An 18,413-nucleotide genomic window follows, 5' to 3' on the forward strand; every position below is an offset into this window, starting at 1 on the left:
AATTGCATAGACAGCCATTTTTGGGCCTTCACCCGCCAAACGTGGCCAAACAAAGGCCTGACAAAACTGCCTTGTGGCCGGCAGTTTTGCATCTGGTCCTGTCGACTAGATCAATTGAGGACTGGAAGAGACAGAGGTGCGAGTTCGCCAAGCGAACGGCCGCGCGGGTCGTTCTTGGCAATACGGCTGACCGCAAACTTCGAGGCCTCCTTCATCACCTGGACCGCAGCATCATAATCGAGCCCAAGCAACTTGCCGCCACGCGCAATACATTGTCCATCGACATAGACCGCCTCTACCGCGCGCTCTGCCGCGCATTGCAGCAGGTTGCGCAGTGGATCGTAGACCGGCTGCATGGCGGGATGGTTGAGATCAACAAGCGAGAAGTCCGGCTTTGCGCCAACCGCAATGCGACCAATATCCGTGCGGCCAAGTGCCTTTGCACCACCAAGTGTTGCCATGGCGAGGATATCACCGGTCTTGATGTCGAAAACGCTCTTGCCGGCAATTCGCGCGCAGATCAGCGCGCGCCGCATCTCTTCCAGCATGTTGTAAGGGTAGCTGTCCGTGCCAATACCGACATTGATACCGGCCCGGCGATAACGCCCGATCGATTCCAGGATCATGCCGCTGCGCGAGAACGTAACCGGGCTGTGGGCAACGCTGGTACCGCGTTTAGAAAGCAGCTCCATATCGGTCTGCGTGCGTTCACGTGTCCAGGAATGGCTGTCGAGGAAAATACAGTGACCGAGGATCAGCCTTTCATCGAGAATACCGAGCCCTTCTAGATATTTGACCGCCGTCTTGCCGGTCCGGCGCAGCAATTCCTCATGTTCTGCCATGGTCTGCGCGGCATGAATTGTGATCGGCACGCCACGGCATTTGGCCGCCGCCGTCGCTTCAATCAGCAAGTCCTCAGAGCATGTCTCAACCTGCGACGGGGCGATGACGCCACCAATGCGGCTGGAAGGGTGGGCCTCGGCGGCGTCAACACAGGCAAGTGCCTGTTCGTAGGCCTCGCGACCACGTGCCTTATCCCAGCGATATTCCAGCCGGTGACTGTTTTCGACGTGCCAGCTCGCTTCACGAAATCCCGGCGCGGCATAGGTACGGGCACCGCTTTTAACCAGCGTCGGCAGCCACGCGTCATGAGGCCCGGCAATATCGAGAAGTGTGGTAACACCACTGCGAATAAGGTCGCCAAGCATGATCGTCAGTGACGCTTCACGCGCCTCCTGGCTGATTTCGATCAGGCCCGAATATTCATACATCGCCTGACCCCAGAGGGCGGCTGTGCCCATATCATCGAATATGCCCTTTGACAGCGGCTCCTCATCGGAATGACAGTGGATGTTGATGAGACCAGGCAACAGCATACGGCCCTGGCCGTGTTCTTCCACCGCAAATGGACCGGTATAGTGCCCACCAATGTGCAGGATAGACGTGTCATCGAAGGCAATATCGCCATTGTTGAGATAGGCATGGCTGCCGGTTTTTTCGTCATAGGCGACGATCGTTTCGACATTACGGATGACGGTGATCTGCTTAATCATGGCTTGTCCTGAAATAACGTTCGAGGAAACGGCTATAGGCACCCATCAGTGCACTGAAGAGGAAATAGACGGCAGCGGCGAACACGTACCCTTCCAGTACGGCAATGCCCTGCCAGACCGGATCGCGCATCGCCGAGCGCACAGTATCGAGGAAGTCGAGCAGCCCAACGATGGTCACGAGCGTCGTGTCCTGAAAGAAGCCGATGAACAGCGACACCAGGGGCGGAATGACTTTCTTCATTGCCTGCGGCAGCACGATCTTGAACATGATCGGCCAGTAGCCCATGCCAAGTGCCTTGCCAGCCTCGATCTGGCCCTTCGGCACATCCTGCAGACCGCCGCGCACGATCTCGGCAATATAGGCGGCAGCGAAAATGATGATGGCGATCTGGGCACGCAGCAGCTTGTCCACCGTCACCCCATCCGGCATGAACAAAGGCAACATCACGGTTGCCATGAACAGAATGCTGATCAGCGGCACACCACGGATGATCTCGATGAAGCTGGTTGCCAAAACACGGATGACCGGCAGGTCAGAGGCGCGCGACAGTGCCAGCAGGATGCCGAGCGGCAGGGCACAGGCGAGCCCGACAAACGACAGCATGAAGGACAGCGGCAGACCACCCCACTGCGTTGTCGGAACGGCACGCAGGCCCAACATGCCGCCCGCCATCAGAATGTAGAGGCCGGGCAGGATGAGGAAAATCCACGACAGCAGCAGCTTGCGGCTCCACATCTGTGGCACCATCGAAACCGTAATGGAGCCGAGAAAGACAATCAGAGAAACAAGCGGCCGCCACTGTTCTTCATAGGGGTAGAAGCCAAAGGCCATGTAGCGCAGCTTGGTGCTGAGAAATGGCCAACAGGCACCGCTTGCCGCCTTGCAGTCTTCCGGTGTGCCGGCAAAAGTGGCGTTGAGAAACAGCCACTGTATCGCAAACCAGCCCAGCGCAAGAGCGACCGCACTGCTCAGAATGGTGATGAGCGCATTGCCAGGCGTACCAAACCAGTCCTGCCACCAGCGTTGCGGACGCCGGGGAGGGGACTGGATGCTGGCTGTGCCAAGGGCGAGTTGAGCTTCCGTCACGATCAACGCTCCTTCAGGGCAACATGAGAGTTGTACCAGTTCATGAACAGCGAAATAATGACCGACAGGGTGAGATAAGCCCCCATGAAGATCGCAATCGTTTCCATGGCCTGCCCGGTCTGGTTCATCACTGTGTTTGAGACCATGACAAGATCGGGATAACCGATGGCAATCGCCAGTGAACTGTTTTTGAAGACGGTGAGGTATGTATTGGTCAACGGAGGGATCATCAAGCGAGATGCCTGCGGCAGAATAACAAGCCGCATGGTGCGGCGGCGCGGTAGGCCAAGCGCCATCGCCGCTTCCCACTGGCCCTTGTTCACAGCCTGAATGCCCGCGCGAACAATTTCCGCTACATTGGCCGATACGCTCAGCGACAGTCCAAACAGCAGCGCAACAAATTCAGGTTTCACCTGCATGCCGCCGGTAAGACGGAAGCGGCCTTTTTCTGGCAGGTCAAAGGTCATGTCCATGCCGTGTAGCAGCAGGACCAGCGCAACAGGCAAGAAACCGAACATCACGGCAACCAAAGCGCCGTTATTGGAAACGCCGGTTGCCAATCGCTTGCGCAGTGCAAAACGCCTGATGACCACTGCACCTATGATGCCAACAACAATGGCCGCAAAAACAACGGCAAAACCGCTTTCGAAGGTGACGGAGGGAATGACGAGGCCGCTATTGGAAAGATAGACATGGGGCGCCAGTGCCAGGGCTTCCCGCACCGGTGGCAGCACATTGATGATCACCGCGTACCAGAACAGCAAATAGAGCAGCAGCGGCACGTTTCGAAGCGCCTCGACATAGCCCAGCATGAGCCGCTGCAACATCGGATTGCGCGACATGCGACCAATCCCGACCAGAAGCCCGATGATGGTGCCGAAAATGGCGGCCAGCAGCGACACCTTGACGGTGTTGGCAAGACCAACCAGCAGCGCATGGGCCACTGTGTCGCTCGGCCCATAGGGAATTGCCGCTTCACTGATCACAAAACCAGCCTGTCGCGACAGGTAGCTGAACCCGGTCGCAATATCGTGTTTGGCAAGATTTTGGCTTGCAGTCGTAAACATCGACCAGGCAATCAATGCGATGACACCGATTGCCAGCCATTGGTAAAAAAGCGCGCGAAAGCGCACATTGCTCAGCAGAGCCATCGGAACCCTCCGTCGAGACGGCCGCAAGAGGTATTCGCGCCCGCAGGAACGGGCGCGACGATCTCGATCTAGCGGATTGGCGGAGCGTAAAGCAGGCCGCCCTGGTTCCATTGAGTGTTCGGGCCACGGGTCATGCCAAGCCGGGTCTTTTCACCAAGCGCACGGTCAAAAACTTCACCGTAATTGCCGACCGACTTGATGATGTTGTAGCCCCACTTGTTGTCGAGCTTCAGCATCTCGCCGAGATTGTCAGTGACGCCAAGCATACGCTGGATTTCCTGGTCGTCGCTTTTGACCTTTTCATCGACATTGGCCTGGGTGATGCCCTTTTCTTCTGCCGCCATCAGCATCCAGATCGACCAGGATACGATATCGCGCCAGTTGGAATCGTTCTGGCGAACGCCAACTGCCAGTGGTTCTTTGGAGATGGTTTCCGGCAGAACGACATAGTCGTCGGGATTGTTGGCAACGGCACGGATCGAGGCAAGGTCAGAACGGTCAGACGAGATTGCGTCGCAACGACCGCTGAAGAAGGCTGCACGGTTTTCGTCCGGGCTTTCAAACACAACCAGTTCAAATTTGGCGCCCAGCTTGCCGAAGAAGTCGCTGAGGTTCTGCGCCGTCGTGGTGCCGGGCAGGGTGCAGATGGCTGCATCCTTCAATTCTTCGGCGCTGGTCACGCCGAGCGACTTCTGCACCATGAGGCCCTGACCGTCATAAAACACGACAGGCCCGAAATCGATACCGAGAGAGGCGTCGCGGGTAAATGTATGGGTCGTCTGACGCGACAGAACGTCGATTTCGCCTGACTGAAGCGCTTGGAAACGGGTATTGATGTTGGTCGGGACATATTCGACCTTTTCGCCATCACCAAAAACGGCTGCGGCAATGGCTCTGCAGATATCGGCGTCAAAACCTTCCATGCGACCCTTGTCATCGGGTGCAGCAAAGCCGGGTGTAGAGAGAGAGACGCCGCAAACCAGCTTCCCGCGCTTTTTTACGGTATCGAGAGTATCGGCGCTGGCAACGCCTGCTGTAACGACTGTCAAAATTCCGAGGGCTGCACCGATGCAGCTCCCAACTGTCCATCTATTCATTTCAGTTCCCCTTTTTGATTGGCTGCACTTCCCTTGGCATTTTATTGTTTTTGGCTGAGATAATGCGTACAGTATTGTCTACAATATCTTTCCATGATTGACAACACCTGTCTCGGTCGTTGCGCTGAATTATCCGAAGTCGGCAAGCGCAACTGATCGCCACGACGAACGACAAACGCATTTTTGCGTGGCGTCGAACCAGCGGGATTTCACAACCGACACAACAGCAAATGTCAGGCGAGGGCGGCGCGCAGATCGTGGGAGAGATCGCGGATTTCGCTCAGGTCGAGCTCGGATTCGACATGCTCGAGATGATGCGCCATCAAACGAATTGCCTTTTCGGCATCGTTGGCGGCAACCGCCTCAACGATCTCGGCATGTTCATCCGGCCCACAATTGAAGCGGTTGGTATTGCGGTAGACGGCTGTTATCAGCGATGAGCGGGCAATCAGGTCCCGCATTGTCGTGAACAGGAAGTCCGAACCCAGAGTTTCCGCCAAAAGCAGGTGAAAACCACCAGAAAGCTTGATGATTTCACTCGTAATATCCTGGGCATTGGCGACACGCTCTTTGGCAACATGATCGCGCAATCGCTTTAGATCTGCTTTGGAAACTGACTTGCACAGACGTTCGATCACACAACGTTCAACCGTGCGGCGCACAAAAAAAACATCCCGCGCCTCTTCTACCGAAGGCTTGGAAACAAAGGCACCGCGGTTTGGAATGATTGTGACAAGGCCATCGCGCTCCAGTGCGGTGAGGGCCTGACGAACCTTGGCGCGACTGACATTAAAGATCGTCGCCAGTTGCTCTTCCTTGAGCTGCACACCGGGACGAAGCCGGCGCTCAGCGATGGACAACCAGACTTTTTCGACAATGTGTTGTGTGGACGGTCCGGCCTGCGCGGTCATCAAATCTGTTCCCTGTTAGGACTACACAAGCGCAATCCGACCAGAAAAGTCAATCATATTGTCAGGATTTTCATTGCAATATTGTCGACAATATGAGACATCATTGTAAATTATGAAATTGAGATCTCACCATGGAATTCGACTTCACCGAACTTGAGCCACAAAGCCGCTACCGCCTGCTGACGAATTTCATCGGCCCGCGACCGATAGCGCTGGTGACGACCCGTTCGGCAGCAGGCCATAACAACGCGGCGCCCATGAGCTTCTTCAACGTGTTCTCGCACGATCCGCCACTTGTTGTGCTTGGCATCCAGCCGCAATCGTCGGGCGAAGAAAAAGACACGATGGTCAATATTCGCCGCACTGGCGAGTTCGCCATCAACATGGTCGACATGACCTTGTCGCAGCAAATGCTGGTCTGCGGGCTAGGCTTTGATAATGAAGTCGATGAACTCTCGATGGCCGGACTGACTGCTAAATCCTGCGCCAAGATCGATGCAAGTTACGCTGCGCAATCGCCCTGCGTCTTTGAGTGCCGGGTCGAGCGTCTGATCGATTATCCCCGCCGCACCCTGGTGATTGGCGAAGTCGTCCACATGCATGTTCACCGAGAGTGCCTTGATGCTGAGGGTCGTTATGTCGATCACGAGCGATACCAGCCGATCGCGCGTTTGCATGCCGACAATTACATCACTTCGGATCGCCAGTTTGAACTGAGCGCACCACCGATCGCAGATTTTATCAAGCCACAGGACAAATAGGCCCTGAAAGGTTCGCGACGATGCATATTCGCCTGATCAACCCAAACTCCACGGCTTCGATGACCAACCAGGCGCTGGAAAGCGCGTTGCGTGTAAAACAATCGGGCACCGAGGTTTCTGCCGTTAATCCGGCAAACACCCCCGTCAGCATCGAAGGTGGCGCGGATGAGGCAATGGCTGTGCCCGGCATGCTGGAGGAAATTCGCAAGGGCGAACGTCTGGGCATCGAGGCCTATGTCATCGCCTGCTTCGACGATCCCGGCCTGCACGCGGCCAGAGAAGTTGCGCGCGGCCCCGTCATCGGCATCTGCCAGGCGGCGATACAGGTGGCGATGACCATCAGTCGCCGCTTTTCGATCATCACCACATTGCCCCGGTCCATCCCGATCATCGAAGATCTGGTGGGTGATTACGGCGCAGATCGTCACTGCCGTAAAGTCAGGGCGATCAATTTGCCGGTACTCGGGCTGGAGGACGATCCAGCCATGGCAGAGCAGTTGCTGATCCGTGAAATTGAAACGGCCAAACAGCAAGACCGCGCCGAGGCCATCATCCTCGGTTGCGCTGGCATGTCGGCGCTCTGCGACCGTCTGCGCGAGGCAACCGGTGTTCCGGTGATTGATGGCGTGACGGCAGCAATCAAGATGGCCGAAGCCCTCGTCGGCGCTGGTTACGTCACATCAAAGGTCAATGCCTACGACTATCCGCGCGTCAAGGGGTGACGGGCAGATCTGCGGCTGACACCGGGCCGTCTTACGACTGAATTCATCCGGTCAACATACTTCCCATCATTTGTTCGCGAGAGACTTGTGGCGGCGGATCATTATCTTCCAGCCGAGAAAGAGACCGCCTGTCGGGCTTGGCACCAGATCATCACAGATACAGACAATAAAAAGGCAACAAATTAGTTTGTGACTTCCCCCATGCTTTTCGAACGAACATCCGTACTCTACTCGGCATCAAGCCTGCCGTTTCAACTCGCCACGACAACCGCTAAAGTCTTGCGCGCACGTCTGATTAGGCCAAGGGATATTGAAAATTGAAGCGACTTTTCTTGGCAACAACTCTTGTTCTGCTCCCACAAGTCGCGTTCAGCCTTGAGCAAAATCAGCGTGTTAAGCCCATACCAAGTAGGGCAATTCCAGACTATCAACTGGGCGGCAGTTATGAACCTCCCCTTGGCGTTACTGTTGTGGCGCGCGACAGCACGGCGATGCCAGCCGAAGGCCTGTACAATATTTGTTACGTGAATGGTTTTCAGACCCAGCCGGACAGCCAGTGGCCAAAAGAGTTTTTGGTTATTGGCAAAAACGGCAAAGCATTTGCCGATCCCGGCTGGCCAGATGAGTATCTTCTGAACATCTCGTCTGCAGCGCTCAGAGAACAGATTGCAAAACGGCTCACCACCAGCATAGCACACTGCGCGGAGGCCGGCTTTGACGCCGTCGAATTCGATAATCTCGATTCCTTCAGCCGCTCGAAAGGGGCATTGACGCAGGAAGATGCGGTGGCATTCGCGCGCCTGCTTGTCGAGATCGCACACAGCAATGGATTGGCCGCAGGGCAGAAGAACACACCGCAGCTTTCTAAAGACGAGCGCCGCACAATCGGATTTGATTTCGCCGTTGCAGAAGAATGCCATCGTTTCGATGAGTGTTCCCAATACACACGCTTCTACGGAGATCAGGTCATCAACATTGAATATACCGACGACCTGCGCGGAAAATTCTCCGCTGTCTGCCGTGACAAGAACACGCCCAAAGCAACGATCCTGCGTGATCGTATGCTGAAAGCGCCGGGACAAAAAGGCTATCACTACGCCCATTGCCCGGCAGCATCTCGCTGATACCTCCGCTTGTCGCGGCAACTTCTGGCATCAAGCGAACCACAAAGCGTTACGCAAAAAACCGGTTGGTGGGACGTGGCAACCCGAGATGGTCTCGCAACGTTGTTCCTTCGTAATCCTGGCGGAACAAACCTCGCCGTTGCAGTTCCGGAACCAGCTGAAGTACCACATCGTCCAGCCCTTGCGGAAGATATGGTAACACGACTGTAAAGCCATCACTGGCGTCCTCGGCCAACCATTTTTCCATCTCATCAGCTATGGTTTGTGGCGTGCCCACAAAGGCGAGGCCAGCATAACCACCATATCGCTGTGCCAACTGACGCACCGTCAGCGCGTCCTCTCTTGCAAGCCTTATCGCTTGCTCGCGACCGGTCTTGCTTGCATTCGTATCGGGTATATCTGGCAGCGGGCCATCCGGATCAAAACCGGACGCATCATGGCCAAGAGCAATCGACAGTGACGCGATAGCGCTATCATAGTGCACCAGACTATCAAGCTTGGCGCGCTTGGCCTTGGCTTCTTCCACCGTGTCTGCAATCACGATGAGAGCAGCGGGCAGTATTTTCAGCTGTTCCGGACGACGGCCGAAGACTGGCATCCTGCCTTTGATATCGGCATAAAGAAGCTTTGCAGCGGCAAGATCGCGCGGCGAGCAAAACACCACCTCTGCGGTTTCAGCCGCCAGTTGACGACCGGGCTCTGATTGCCCGGCCTGCACGATGACGGGCCAGCCCTGGACAGGCCGGGCTATGTTCAAAGGCCCCTTGACCTGCAGGGCAGGGCCTTTGTGATCAAGCACGTGCATTTTATCGGGATCAAAGAAGATGCCGCTTTCCTGATCGCGAATAAATGCATCATCAGCAAAGCTGTCCCACAGGCCCGTGACGACATCGAAAAACTCACGCGCTCTCGCATATCGATCACCATGATCAACATGGGTATCCAGACCAAAGTTAAGCGCAGCGTCGGGGTTTGCCGTGGTAACAATATTCCATGCCGCGCGTCCGTCGCTGATATGATCGAGCGAGGCAAACCGGCGAGCAACGTGATACGGCTCGTCAAAAGTTGTCGACGCCGTTGCGGCAAGACCAATCTTTTCCGTCACGGCAGCCAGCGCCGAAAGCAGGGTGAACGGCTCAAAAGATGTAACAGTGTGGCTACGTCTCAGGGCCTCCACAGGCATGTTCAGAACCGCCAGATGATCCGCCATAAAAAACGCGTCAAATTTCGCAGCTTCGAGCTTTTGAATGAATGACTTCAAATGGGAAAAGTTGAAGTTCGCATCGGCATAGGAACCCGGATATCGCCATGCGCCTGTATGCAGACTGACTGGACGCATGAACGCGGTGAGATGCATCGACTTTGCCATGGCGCGGCTCTCCTTGGAGCATGTTGGGAATATATTGGCGATAAAAACAGGGTCAATCTCCCGAATATTTATTCCTTAATTCTAGCCGAGATAAGATAAATAACTCTATATCCAACCACATCATTGAAAATTTAGATTTTTCTTCCGAAAATTCGAACTTTCGACATTACATCATGATCTGAATAGTATATATATTTTATAGACAATAGACGGGTGAGGATAAATCATGGTTCACGTTTCATTTGATCGTAAATATGACGCAGCCCGCAATATTACCGACATCACGCAAAACCGTTGTTGCCGTTTTCCATCACGAATGCACGCACCTCTGAAATCGCAGAGGTGGATCAGTTCGAGGTCGAAAAACACGCTGAAAAGAGACGGATATGCAGAGACACGTTATTGAACACGCCGGACTGCCGGTCGGAATAGCAATCCCTGAAGACAACAAGTTGCGGTTCATTGCCGTGAAGTTCCATGTGATTGATCTCGACAATCGCAGATATGCGAGCTTGCACGATCTGACGGCAGACATCCGCAGCCATCTGGCAACACCCAGCACTTTTGCGGCGTGATCCTTGGCGGACCTTGATTGTTTACAGACCAGAGGATGTGCCGCAAAACTTACGGATGCGCGCAGAGAATATTTGTCCTTGCTTCGATGATATGCACAGACACATGGTTTTCCGCAGCCAGACTGCCGCGCTCCTTGAGGCCATCAAGGTTCGCCTGTTTTTCGGCGAAGTCGTCCGAGCTTCTCAGCAATAACTGCGACACCAAGTCCAGCCGTCCGCCAGCCAGCAATCTTGCGTCGTTCATCCAGATCTATATGGGAGTAGGTGCTTCTCATCGCGCGTTCCTTGCAAGGAATAACCTGTTGTTCTTTATTGCAAGTCGCACTTCATCCTTGAACCCACCCGAGCCCACACATAAATCGCATAATATTTGTTATGGAACTTTTGTATTCCATGTCCTTATCGTCTGATGGTATCAGCCGCTCGGTCGGTTCTGCTCAGAAGCGCTGCGGACAAGTGACTTAAAAACAAAATCAGCCCCGCGGAGATCCTTCAATTCCGTCATTTGTTGTTTTTGGCAATTTTTGTTGCAATGCACAGACTTTGGAAATTCGAGGGCTGAAGACAAGAATTTTGGACTTCCGTCAATTTCTGCCGTAAAAAATATATTTATTACAACACGATAGATTTTATTTTAACAAAAATTATCCTTCCCGTTGACAACTACGGACGAGAAATGTTGCCCTTAAATCAGCAGAAGTGAATAAATATCACATATGCTGATTGCCGGGAGGGCAATCGTCACGTTCACGATCATGGGAGGATCATATGAACAGTCGTCGTCATTTCATGGTTACCTTATCAGTAGCCGCTTCCACTGTCGCAATTCTCGCATTTGGTGGCCAAGCCGCCTACGCCAAAGATCTCAAAATCGGTTTTAGCCAGGTTACCCTGCAATCTCCGTTTTATGTTCAGTTGAAGAACGGTGCAGAGGCAGCAGCAGCAAAATCAGGTGACACGTTGGTGTTTCTGGATGCCAACGGCGATGTGTCGAAGCAGAACAATGATATTCAGGATCTCATTACACAGGGTGTCAACGCCATCATTATCAATCCGGTCAACCCGGATGCCGTGGCACCGTCTCTGGATGCAGCAGCAGCGGCAGGTATTCCTGTCATAACCGTCGACCGCCCTGTGCGTGGTGGCACCGTGGCGGCCCATGTCGGGCGCGACAACAAGGCTATGGGCAAACTGGTTGGAGAAGCCGTCGTTGCGAAACTGAAGGCAGATGGCATCAGCGATGCCAAAATCATCGAAATCCAGGGTGACGCAGGTGGCGCCGTGATGATGGACCGTCGAGACGGCTTCCACGATGCAATCAAGGATAGTGGCCACAAAATCGTCGAAGGGCCTTACGCTGAGTACATCCGCGCCAATGCGGTCACCGCAATGCAGGACCTTTTGCAAGCCCATCCTGATGTCAAGGTTATTTACGCTCATAATGATGACATGGCACTTGGTGCTATGCAGGTCTTGAAGGAAAACAACCGGGACGATGTTCTGGTTGCGGGTGTCGATGGGCTGTCTGAAGCGCTGCAAACCATGAGCTCAGGCGGCAAATATGTGGCGACGGCTCTCAACGATCCGCAGTATCTCGGTGACGTCACCATTCAAGTCGCACTTGAAGCCGCCGCCAAAAAAAAGGTTCCGGCCTTCGTCGATGCTGGCACGGCACTGGTAACCCCTGACAATGTCGGCAAGTTCCCGCATTCTGCACTGTTTGCGGAATACCGTCCGCAGGTTCTCAACCAATAACTCCCAAGCAGACAGGAGGGGCTTTGCCCCTCCTGATTGATCTTATCTGTCAATGAGCGTCGGCGCCCCAGCCCGACGATTGCCTCAGTGTAACTGAAGGATAGCAAAATCATGCGTGCAGCCGTACTCCACACGCCCGGAGATATCCGCCTCGAAGACGTTGCCAAACCCGTGCCGGGACAGGGAGAAGCCCTCCTACGCGTCGCGGCCGTCGGCGTTTGTGGTTCGGATTTGCCACGAATGCTCACCAAAGGTGCCCACAAGATGCCGATCATCTGTGGTCATGAATTTTCTGGCGTTATCGAAGAACTCGGCCCCGGTGTTCCCGATTTCAAGGTTGGTGAACTGGTCACCGTTCCTCCAATGCTCCCGTGCAATAGTTGTGACCAGTGCGCCACCGGCAACTTCTCTCGCTGCCGCAATTACGACTATTTCGGCTCTCGTCGCGATGGAGCCTACGCGCAATATGTTTGCGCTCCGGTCAGCAACCTTATGAAGGTTCCGGCAAACTGCGACCCCCGTGCGGCCGCAATGGTCGATCCGGCGTCGATCGCGCTACATGCCATTTGGAAGGCGGGCGGCGTGACGATGGGTGATCGCGGAGCGGTTATCGGCTGTGGTCCAATCGGGCTTTTTGCCATTCAGTGGATGTTGTTGATGGGAGCAACCGAGGTTGTTGCGATCGACATTTCCAAAGAAAAGCTTGAGTTGGCTCGTCAGGCCGGCGCGACACATACGTTGCTTTCAACTGACGATATCCCGAAAGATCTCCTGTGCAATATCATCATCGAGGCGGCCGGGCATCCAAGTTCGATCGGCACAGCAGTCCAGCTTGCGGCACCAGGCGGTCACGTCGCTTTTATCGGCATTCCGGTTGGCGAAGTGCCTCTTTCCAATGCCACCTTCCAGCACTTCCTTCGTCAGGAAGTCTCGCTGCATGGTTCGTGGAATTCGTTCGGCGCTCCCTACCCCGGCCCACAATGGACGGTTGCGCTTGACAAGCTTGCGTCCGGAGCCCTCAAATGGGAATTCATGATAACCCACGATCTTGCACTCGATGAATTACCCGCAATTTTCGAGCGGCTTCGCAACGACCGTGGCTTCTTTTTCTCGAAGATCATGTTTCGCCCGTGACGGACAAAACCCGGTTGGAGGCCGGGCCGTCATAACTGGCAGTTTGGGGAGGACAATCGAACATGGCTCATATTTTGAGCTTCGATTTTGGCACCGGTGGCGTACGAGCAGGTGTTTACGACGTCGACCGCCGTCAGATGCTCGGTCAGGCGGACGCAGCCTATGCGACACATTATCCGAGAGCCGGGTGGGCTGAACAATCTCCGACTGATTGGCGCAAAGCCCTTCGTCATGCTGGCCGTGCCGCCCTTGAAAAAGCAGGGCGAAAGACGGTTGATGCTGTCTGCTGCGCGACAACGGCTTCCACTGCCGCGGTCTGTTTGCGTGATGGTACCCCACTTTCGCCAGCAATACTGTGGATGGACTGTCGCGCCGATGCTGAGGCACGACAGACGGCTTCGCTTGACCATGAGGTCATGCGGTTTTGCGGCGGCTCGGACGCTGTCGAGTGGCTTGTACCCAAATCGATGTGGTTGAAAAGCCATATGCCGGAACTCTGGTCAAAGGCCGAAGTGATTTGCGAAGCGCTCGACTACGTAAACTTCGACCTGACGGGTGAATGGGTCGGTTCGCGCATGAATGCAGCCTGCAAGTGGAATTACGACAGCCAGAACCATCGTTTTGTTCCGGAAATTTATGAAGCCTTCGGTATTCCAGATCTTCTGGAGCGTTTGCCGCAGCGCATCGTTCCAGTCGGCGGAATTATCGGCACGATGCGCAGCGAAATGGCCACTGAACTGGGTCTTGATAACCTGCCGGTCGTAGCGCAGGGCGGCATCGACGCTCATATCGGCATTCTCGGCGCAGACACGGTCGAACCCGGCGGCATGCTGTTCATCGGTGGCACGTCTATCGTCCAGCTGGTGCAACTTGCCCAGGAGGAAGACGTTTCCGGTTTCTGGGGCCCCTACCCGAATGCACTGACCGATGGCCGCTGGCTGGTGGAATGTGGTCAGGTTGCCGCCGGGTCAATGCTCAATTGGCTGACCGATGAAATTTTCGGCCTTGACAGAAATGGACATGCGGCGATGATTGCCGATGTTGCCGCAACGCCGCACCGCTCCGAAGGCCTGCTTGCGCTGGACTATATGATGGGTAATCGTACACCCTATCGTGACGCCTCCTTGCGCGGCGTGCTGATGGGGCTGACGCTGGGCCACACTCGGGCTGACATCTATGCAGCGGCGATCGATTCAGTTGCGCTCGGGTCCGCGAATATCCTGTCGGTGCTCAAAGCACGTGGTGTGGCGGTCGAGCGGGTGATGATGGCTGGTGGCATCGTCAAGAATGCCGCTTGGCTGCAGGCCACCGTCGATGCGCTCGGACTGCCGGTCCAGGTCGCCCGTGAAGACAATCTCTCTCTCGTTGGAACAGCGGTGGCTGCCGCCTCCGCGATTGGCGTGTTTCCTGATCTGAAGACCGCTGCAAAAGCCTGTGTTGCACCTGCAAGCGAGCTACTGCCCAATCCTGATCGCGCTGAATGGTTCGAACGTACGCTTCCTCTGTATCAAGAGGCAACCGAGCAATTGCGACCGACATTGCATCAGCTTGCCCGCCGACAGATGGGAGCGTGACCATGGCAGAACGTAACCCCTACTCTGCCCGCCTACCCGTCAATGAACAGCGCGACCATCTGATGGTGCAGGTGGCCAAACTTTACTATGATTTGGATCGCACCCAGTCAGACATTGCCAATGAACTCGGCCTAACCCGCTGGCAGGTCGGCCGCCTGCTGGTTGAGGCTAAGGAAAATGGTGTCGTCCGGATCGAAATCACGCCCCGCGCCGGTCGGCGAACATCAATGGAAGTCGAATTGCAGCGCCATTTTGGCGTTAGAGAAGCAATCGTTGTCCCGACGGTCGATATCGAAGAACCAAGCCTCATAATTGACAGCGTTGCGCAAGCCGCCGCGAACCATCTTGTCAGCCTCAATCCCAGACCATCTCTCATGGGGGTCAGCTGGGGGCGCACGATGGCAGCGGTTGCCCGCGCCTTGCCAAAAGACTGGTGCCCTGGCCTCAATGTGGTTCTTGTCAACGGCTCGACCGCTCTGACGACGACCACCAGTCGAAATTCAGCAGTTGCCGAGGAGTTTGCACAGTCAGCACCTGGACGCGCCACGCTTTTGCCTGTGCCGGCGATAATGGGATCACGCTCGACGCGGGAAGCTCTTGAACATGACCCGATAATCGGGCGTGTCCTCAGACTTGCCGATGAGGCACCCGTTGTCTGTTTCGGACTTGGCGGCCTAACCCATCAGTCCGTTTTGCTTGGCTCGGGGTATCTCGATGACCACGATATTGCGCGCTTGAAAACGCTGAACTCCGTTGGCGATATCATGGGGCGTTTCGTTGACCGGAATGGCAAGATTGCAGATCGCCAGCTTGATGATCGAACTATCGGCCTAAGGTTGGAGGCACTTGCACACAAGGAAAGAGTAATCGGTGTCGCGGCCGGTGAGGACAAGCACCTGATCACCGCAGCCTGCCTTCGGGCCGGCTACGTCACAGATCTGGTGACCGATGAAGGAACAGCCCGCAAAATTCTGGAGGAAGCTGCCTGATGGAAGACGTACTCCGGATAGAACAACTCTCCAAGAAATTCCCGCCACATATAGTGGCCCTCGCCGAAGCAAATATTTCGGTCAGAAAAGGTGAAGTTCATTGTCTTTTGGGTGCGAATGGTGCCGGGAAGTCAACCTTTCTCAAATTGATCGCTGGCGCTCTTTCGCCTTCCGGCGGGGACATCTGGGTCGAAGGCAAAAAGGTCAATTTCAAGACACCGGCTGAGGCCGCAGCAGCCGGAATTTCAATGATCTATCAGGAACTTGATCTAGTTCCGCAGCTCACCGTCGCTGAAAATCTGTTTCTTGGCCATCCACCCGCCAGTTTCGGTTTTCTGAACAAACGAGAACGGCGTACCCGCGCCCTTGAAGCATTGGCCAGGATAAAGGCGACCTTTTCTCCAGAAGACCGGGTTGGAAATTTGTCAATTGCCAACCAGCAACTGACGGCAATTGCGCGCTCGCTAACGCGGGACGCCAAGGTCATCATCATGGATGAACCGTCGGCAGCATTGAACGAAACAGAATTGAAGGCGGTCTTCCGCGTCATCCGGGAACTGACGACGCGCGGCGTTGCGATTCTTTATGTCAGCCACCGCCTCGGCGAACTTCGCGAGATCGGAGACCGTGTCACGGTGCTGCGGGGTGGCCAGACGATCGAAACCTTCGATGTTGCGGGCACGCCGGACAGTGCGCTGGTCGAAGCCATCTTGGGTCGTAACCGCATGCTGATTGAACGGCAGGAGCGCGCACCCGTGGCGGGCGATGTCGTGCTGAGGGTTGACCGTCTTGTGGGAGCACACAAGCTGGAAATCCGCGATTTTGAATTGCGTCGTGGTGAAATCGCTGGATTAACCGGACTGAACGGTTCGGGTCGAACGTCGTTTCTAAAAGCACTATTTGGTGCAGACCCGGCTCAATCGCAAATGTCGCTTTATGGCAAATCGTTCAATCCCAAATCGCCACGCGACGCGATCCGGGCGGGCTTGGGCCTGGTGCCCGAAAACCGTAAGACGGAAGGGCTCATTCTCGACGCACCGATCTATCGCAATGCCACTCTCCCGGCGATGCAAGGCAAATTTCTCGCTCGCCATGGAGAGCTGAAAGCACAGACCGTTTCCGTTTTGAAACAGCTGACAACCAAATACGGCGCACCAGAACAGAAGGTTTTGCAATTGTCCGGCGGGAACCAGCAAAAGGTCGTTCTCGCCAAATGGATCATCAAGGGTGCAAAGCTGCTGCTGCTTGACGAGCCTTCGCGCGGCCTCGATATCGGTGCCAAGGCAGATCTATACAAGCTGGTTGACAAGCTTGCCTCTCAGGGCGCGGCCGTCATCGTCGCGTCCTCCGAATTGGATGAGCTTTACGCTGCCTGCGACACAATCTGGGTCTTCCATGAAGGGCGGAACATCGCACGGTTCAACCCGGCCAGCACAGATCACGATACGATCCTGCGTCACCAGATCCTGGGAGAACATCATCATGACTGATACCGTAACGGGAACAACGCCATTGCAACGCTCCTCCTCGCGCCGCCTCGTGGATCTCGCGATCGAATATAACTTCATCGTTATCTTCCTTGTCGTGGTCGCTATCGCGGCAATACTTTCGCCGAACTTCCTCACGCCGACCAATATTTCCAATCTGTTTCAGCAGGCAGCGGTCGTTGGCGTTGTCGCCATTGGCATGACATTTGTCATTCTCACTGGAAATATTGACCTTTCGGTCGGTTCGGTTACCGCGCTTTGCGGCATGCTTGTTGCCGTGCTGTTGGCAGGGGGCATGCCCATCGTCCCTGCCCTGGCAATTACCATCTTCACCGGTGCCGTTGCTGGCGCGTCGATCGGGGCGATCACCGCTTTTGCTGCCGTTCCAAGTTTTATCGTCTCGCTTGCAGGCCTCGTATCATTTCGCGGCGTGACCTATCTGCTGACCAACGGCACGCCGGTTGCCGGTCTGCCGCCAGAGTTCGCAGCCATCTCGTCAACGATGGTGCCGTTGCTACCTGGAATCCAGGTCAGCACCATGGGGATAATTTTCTTAGCACTGTGTGTTGCCGCCGGTGCTCTTTTGCGACTGACCGTTTTTGGTGAATCTGTCTATGCAACGGGCGGAAATCCGGAGGCTGCCCGTCTGTCTGGATTGCCAACGACGCGTATTCTTATCCTGGTCTTTACGGCATCAGGTGTCATGAGCGCGCTTGCCGGAATTTTGCTGACATCACGCCTGCGTATTGGTCAACCGACTGCTGCACAGGGCCTTGAGCTCGATGCAATCGCGGCTGTTGTGCTCGGCGGAACCTCACTTTTCGGTGGTCGCGGCGGCGTGCTCGGCACCTTTTTCGCCGTGATGTTGCTGCAGGTGCTGCGCAATATCTTCAACCTGCTCGGTCTCGGCTCTTTCTATCAGATGACTGTCACCGGCCTGATTATTGTTGCCGCCATTCTGCTCAACCGCTTCATCGATATCCGCCGCGGCCGTGCATGAACCGTCTTGCAAAGATACGAAGACGTCACGGCAAATCTTCTCCACCGTGACGTCCAAATGCGTCAATAAGACCGGAAAAATCTGCGCCAAGATGAGAGACCTTCTTGGCGACGGCCTCTCACAC

16 protein-coding genes and 1 pseudogene are annotated in these 18,413 nt (G+C 55.2%); 10 read left to right on the forward strand and 7 right to left on the reverse strand.

Translation table 11 applies throughout. The features are described 5' to 3' along the window. Positions 1-110: 110 nt before the first annotated feature. From IB237_RS21780 to IB237_RS21800, 5 genes are all read right to left on the reverse strand, one after another. Positions 111-1,553 (reverse strand): amidohydrolase family protein, encoded by a 1,443-nt coding sequence (locus tag IB237_RS21780; RefSeq protein WP_192490823.1) that lies wholly within the window; start codon positions 1,551-1,553, stop codon positions 111-113. After that, positions 1,546-2,640, reverse strand: coding sequence for an amino acid ABC transporter permease (locus IB237_RS26595; protein WP_192490824.1), 1,095 nt, complete (start codon positions 2,638-2,640; stop codon positions 1,546-1,548). Before IB237_RS26595 ends, IB237_RS21780 begins: the two co-directional genes overlap by 8 nt. A 2-nt stretch (positions 2,641-2,642) precedes the next feature. Beyond that, positions 2,643-3,791, reverse strand: coding sequence for an amino acid ABC transporter permease (locus IB237_RS21790; protein WP_192490825.1), 1,149 nt, complete (start codon positions 3,789-3,791; stop codon positions 2,643-2,645). A gap of 68 nt (positions 3,792-3,859) precedes the next feature. Further along, complete coding sequence (locus IB237_RS21795; protein ID WP_192490826.1) at positions 3,860-4,888, reverse strand: amino acid ABC transporter substrate-binding protein; 1,029 nt, start codon at positions 4,886-4,888, stop codon at positions 3,860-3,862. A gap of 233 nt (positions 4,889-5,121) precedes the next feature. Next, positions 5,122-5,799: a GntR family transcriptional regulator gene (locus tag IB237_RS21800; protein ID WP_192490827.1), complete on the reverse strand. Its 678-nt coding sequence runs from the start codon at positions 5,797-5,799 to the stop codon at positions 5,122-5,124. Positions 5,800-5,930: 131 nt separating this feature from the next. Between IB237_RS21800 and IB237_RS21805 the strand changes: the two genes are divergently transcribed. From IB237_RS21805 to IB237_RS21815, 3 genes are all read left to right on the forward strand, one after another. Beyond that, positions 5,931-6,560, forward strand: a complete 630-nt coding sequence (locus IB237_RS21805; RefSeq protein ID WP_192490828.1) for a flavin reductase family protein — start codon at positions 5,931-5,933, stop codon at positions 6,558-6,560. Between the two features lie 20 nt (positions 6,561-6,580). Beyond that, positions 6,581-7,282: an aspartate/glutamate racemase family protein gene (locus IB237_RS21810; RefSeq protein ID WP_192490829.1), complete on the forward strand. Its 702-nt coding sequence runs from the start codon at positions 6,581-6,583 to the stop codon at positions 7,280-7,282. 317 nt (positions 7,283-7,599) lie between these two features. Continuing rightward, complete coding sequence (locus IB237_RS21815) at positions 7,600-8,406, forward strand: endo alpha-1,4 polygalactosaminidase (protein ID WP_192490830.1); 807 nt, start codon at positions 7,600-7,602, stop codon at positions 8,404-8,406. Positions 8,407-8,455: 49 nt separating this feature from the next. Here the strand turns inward: IB237_RS21815 and IB237_RS21820 are convergent, their stop codons facing one another. After that, complete coding sequence (locus IB237_RS21820) at positions 8,456-9,775, reverse strand: LLM class flavin-dependent oxidoreductase (protein ID WP_192490831.1); 1,320 nt, start codon at positions 9,773-9,775, stop codon at positions 8,456-8,458. A gap of 386 nt (positions 9,776-10,161) precedes the next feature. On the opposite strand from IB237_RS21820, the gene IB237_RS21825 reads away from it, so the two are divergent. Then, positions 10,162-10,350, forward strand: a complete 189-nt coding sequence (locus tag IB237_RS21825) for a hypothetical protein (RefSeq protein WP_192490832.1) — start codon at positions 10,162-10,164, stop codon at positions 10,348-10,350. A gap of 164 nt (positions 10,351-10,514) precedes the next feature. Here the strand turns inward: IB237_RS21825 and IB237_RS21830 are convergent. Beyond that, positions 10,515-10,625: pseudogene (locus tag IB237_RS21830) on the reverse strand (helix-turn-helix domain-containing protein); the annotation flags it as partial. 493 nt (positions 10,626-11,118) lie between these two features. Between IB237_RS21830 and IB237_RS21835 the strand changes: the two are divergent. The 6 genes from IB237_RS21835 to IB237_RS21860 all read left to right on the forward strand — a co-directional run bounded on the left by IB237_RS21835 (position 11,119) and on the right by IB237_RS21860 (position 18,289). After that, positions 11,119-12,105 (forward strand): substrate-binding domain-containing protein, encoded by a 987-nt coding sequence (locus tag IB237_RS21835; RefSeq protein ID WP_210324057.1) that lies wholly within the window; start codon positions 11,119-11,121, stop codon positions 12,103-12,105. Between the two features lie 111 nt (positions 12,106-12,216). Further along, the gene (locus tag IB237_RS21840; protein ID WP_192490833.1) at positions 12,217-13,239 is read left to right on the forward strand and encodes a galactitol-1-phosphate 5-dehydrogenase; all 1,023 of its coding nucleotides are present in this window, start codon (positions 12,217-12,219) and stop codon (positions 13,237-13,239) included. Positions 13,240-13,301: 62 nt separating this feature from the next. Next, the gene (locus IB237_RS21845) at positions 13,302-14,813 is read left to right on the forward strand and encodes a ribulokinase (protein ID WP_192490834.1); all 1,512 of its coding nucleotides are present in this window, start codon (positions 13,302-13,304) and stop codon (positions 14,811-14,813) included. A gap of 2 nt (positions 14,814-14,815) precedes the next feature. Next, positions 14,816-15,802: a sugar-binding transcriptional regulator gene (locus IB237_RS21850; RefSeq protein WP_192490835.1), complete on the forward strand. Its 987-nt coding sequence runs from the start codon at positions 14,816-14,818 to the stop codon at positions 15,800-15,802. After that, complete coding sequence (locus IB237_RS21855) at positions 15,802-17,292, forward strand: sugar ABC transporter ATP-binding protein (protein ID WP_192490836.1); 1,491 nt, start codon at positions 15,802-15,804, stop codon at positions 17,290-17,292. Before IB237_RS21850 ends, IB237_RS21855 begins: the two co-directional genes overlap by 1 nt. Then, complete coding sequence (locus IB237_RS21860) at positions 17,285-18,289, forward strand: ABC transporter permease (protein WP_192490837.1); 1,005 nt, start codon at positions 17,285-17,287, stop codon at positions 18,287-18,289. Before IB237_RS21855 ends, IB237_RS21860 begins: the two co-directional genes overlap by 8 nt. Positions 18,290-18,413: the final 124 nt, after the last annotated feature.

This window comes from Agrobacterium sp. AGB01 (genome assembly GCF_014851585.1).
In the GTDB taxonomy this organism is placed as follows: Bacteria; Pseudomonadota; Alphaproteobacteria; order Rhizobiales; family Rhizobiaceae; genus Agrobacterium.

Excerpts from the sequence above, each read along its gene's own strand:
- IB237_RS21780 (WP_192490823.1), bottom strand. The coding sequence starts at position 1,553 with ATGATTAAGCAGATCACCGTCATCCGTAATGTCGAAACGATCGTCGCC.
- IB237_RS21805 (WP_192490828.1), top strand. The coding sequence starts at position 5,931 with ATGGAATTCGACTTCACCGAACTTGAGCCACAAAGCCGCTACCGCCTG.
- IB237_RS21795 (WP_192490826.1), bottom strand. The coding sequence starts at position 4,888 with ATGAATAGATGGACAGTTGGGAGCTGCATCGGTGCAGCCCTCGGAATT.
- IB237_RS21810 (WP_192490829.1), top strand. The coding sequence starts at position 6,581 with ATGCATATTCGCCTGATCAACCCAAACTCCACGGCTTCGATGACCAAC.
- IB237_RS21855 (WP_192490836.1), top strand. The coding sequence starts at position 15,802 with ATGGAAGACGTACTCCGGATAGAACAACTCTCCAAGAAATTCCCGCCA.
- IB237_RS21860 (WP_192490837.1), top strand. The coding sequence starts at position 17,285 with ATGACTGATACCGTAACGGGAACAACGCCATTGCAACGCTCCTCCTCG.
- IB237_RS21790 (WP_192490825.1), bottom strand. The coding sequence starts at position 3,791 with ATGGCTCTGCTGAGCAATGTGCGCTTTCGCGCGCTTTTTTACCAATGG.
- IB237_RS21845 (WP_192490834.1), top strand. The coding sequence starts at position 13,302 with ATGGCTCATATTTTGAGCTTCGATTTTGGCACCGGTGGCGTACGAGCA.
- IB237_RS21800 (WP_192490827.1), bottom strand. The coding sequence starts at position 5,799 with ATGACCGCGCAGGCCGGACCGTCCACACAACACATTGTCGAAAAAGTC.
- IB237_RS21825 (WP_192490832.1), top strand. The coding sequence starts at position 10,162 with ATGCAGAGACACGTTATTGAACACGCCGGACTGCCGGTCGGAATAGCA.
- IB237_RS21840 (WP_192490833.1), top strand. The coding sequence starts at position 12,217 with ATGCGTGCAGCCGTACTCCACACGCCCGGAGATATCCGCCTCGAAGAC.
- IB237_RS21835 (WP_210324057.1), top strand. The coding sequence starts at position 11,119 with ATGAACAGTCGTCGTCATTTCATGGTTACCTTATCAGTAGCCGCTTCC.
- IB237_RS21850 (WP_192490835.1), top strand. The coding sequence starts at position 14,816 with ATGGCAGAACGTAACCCCTACTCTGCCCGCCTACCCGTCAATGAACAG.
- IB237_RS21820 (WP_192490831.1), bottom strand. The coding sequence starts at position 9,775 with ATGGCAAAGTCGATGCATCTCACCGCGTTCATGCGTCCAGTCAGTCTG.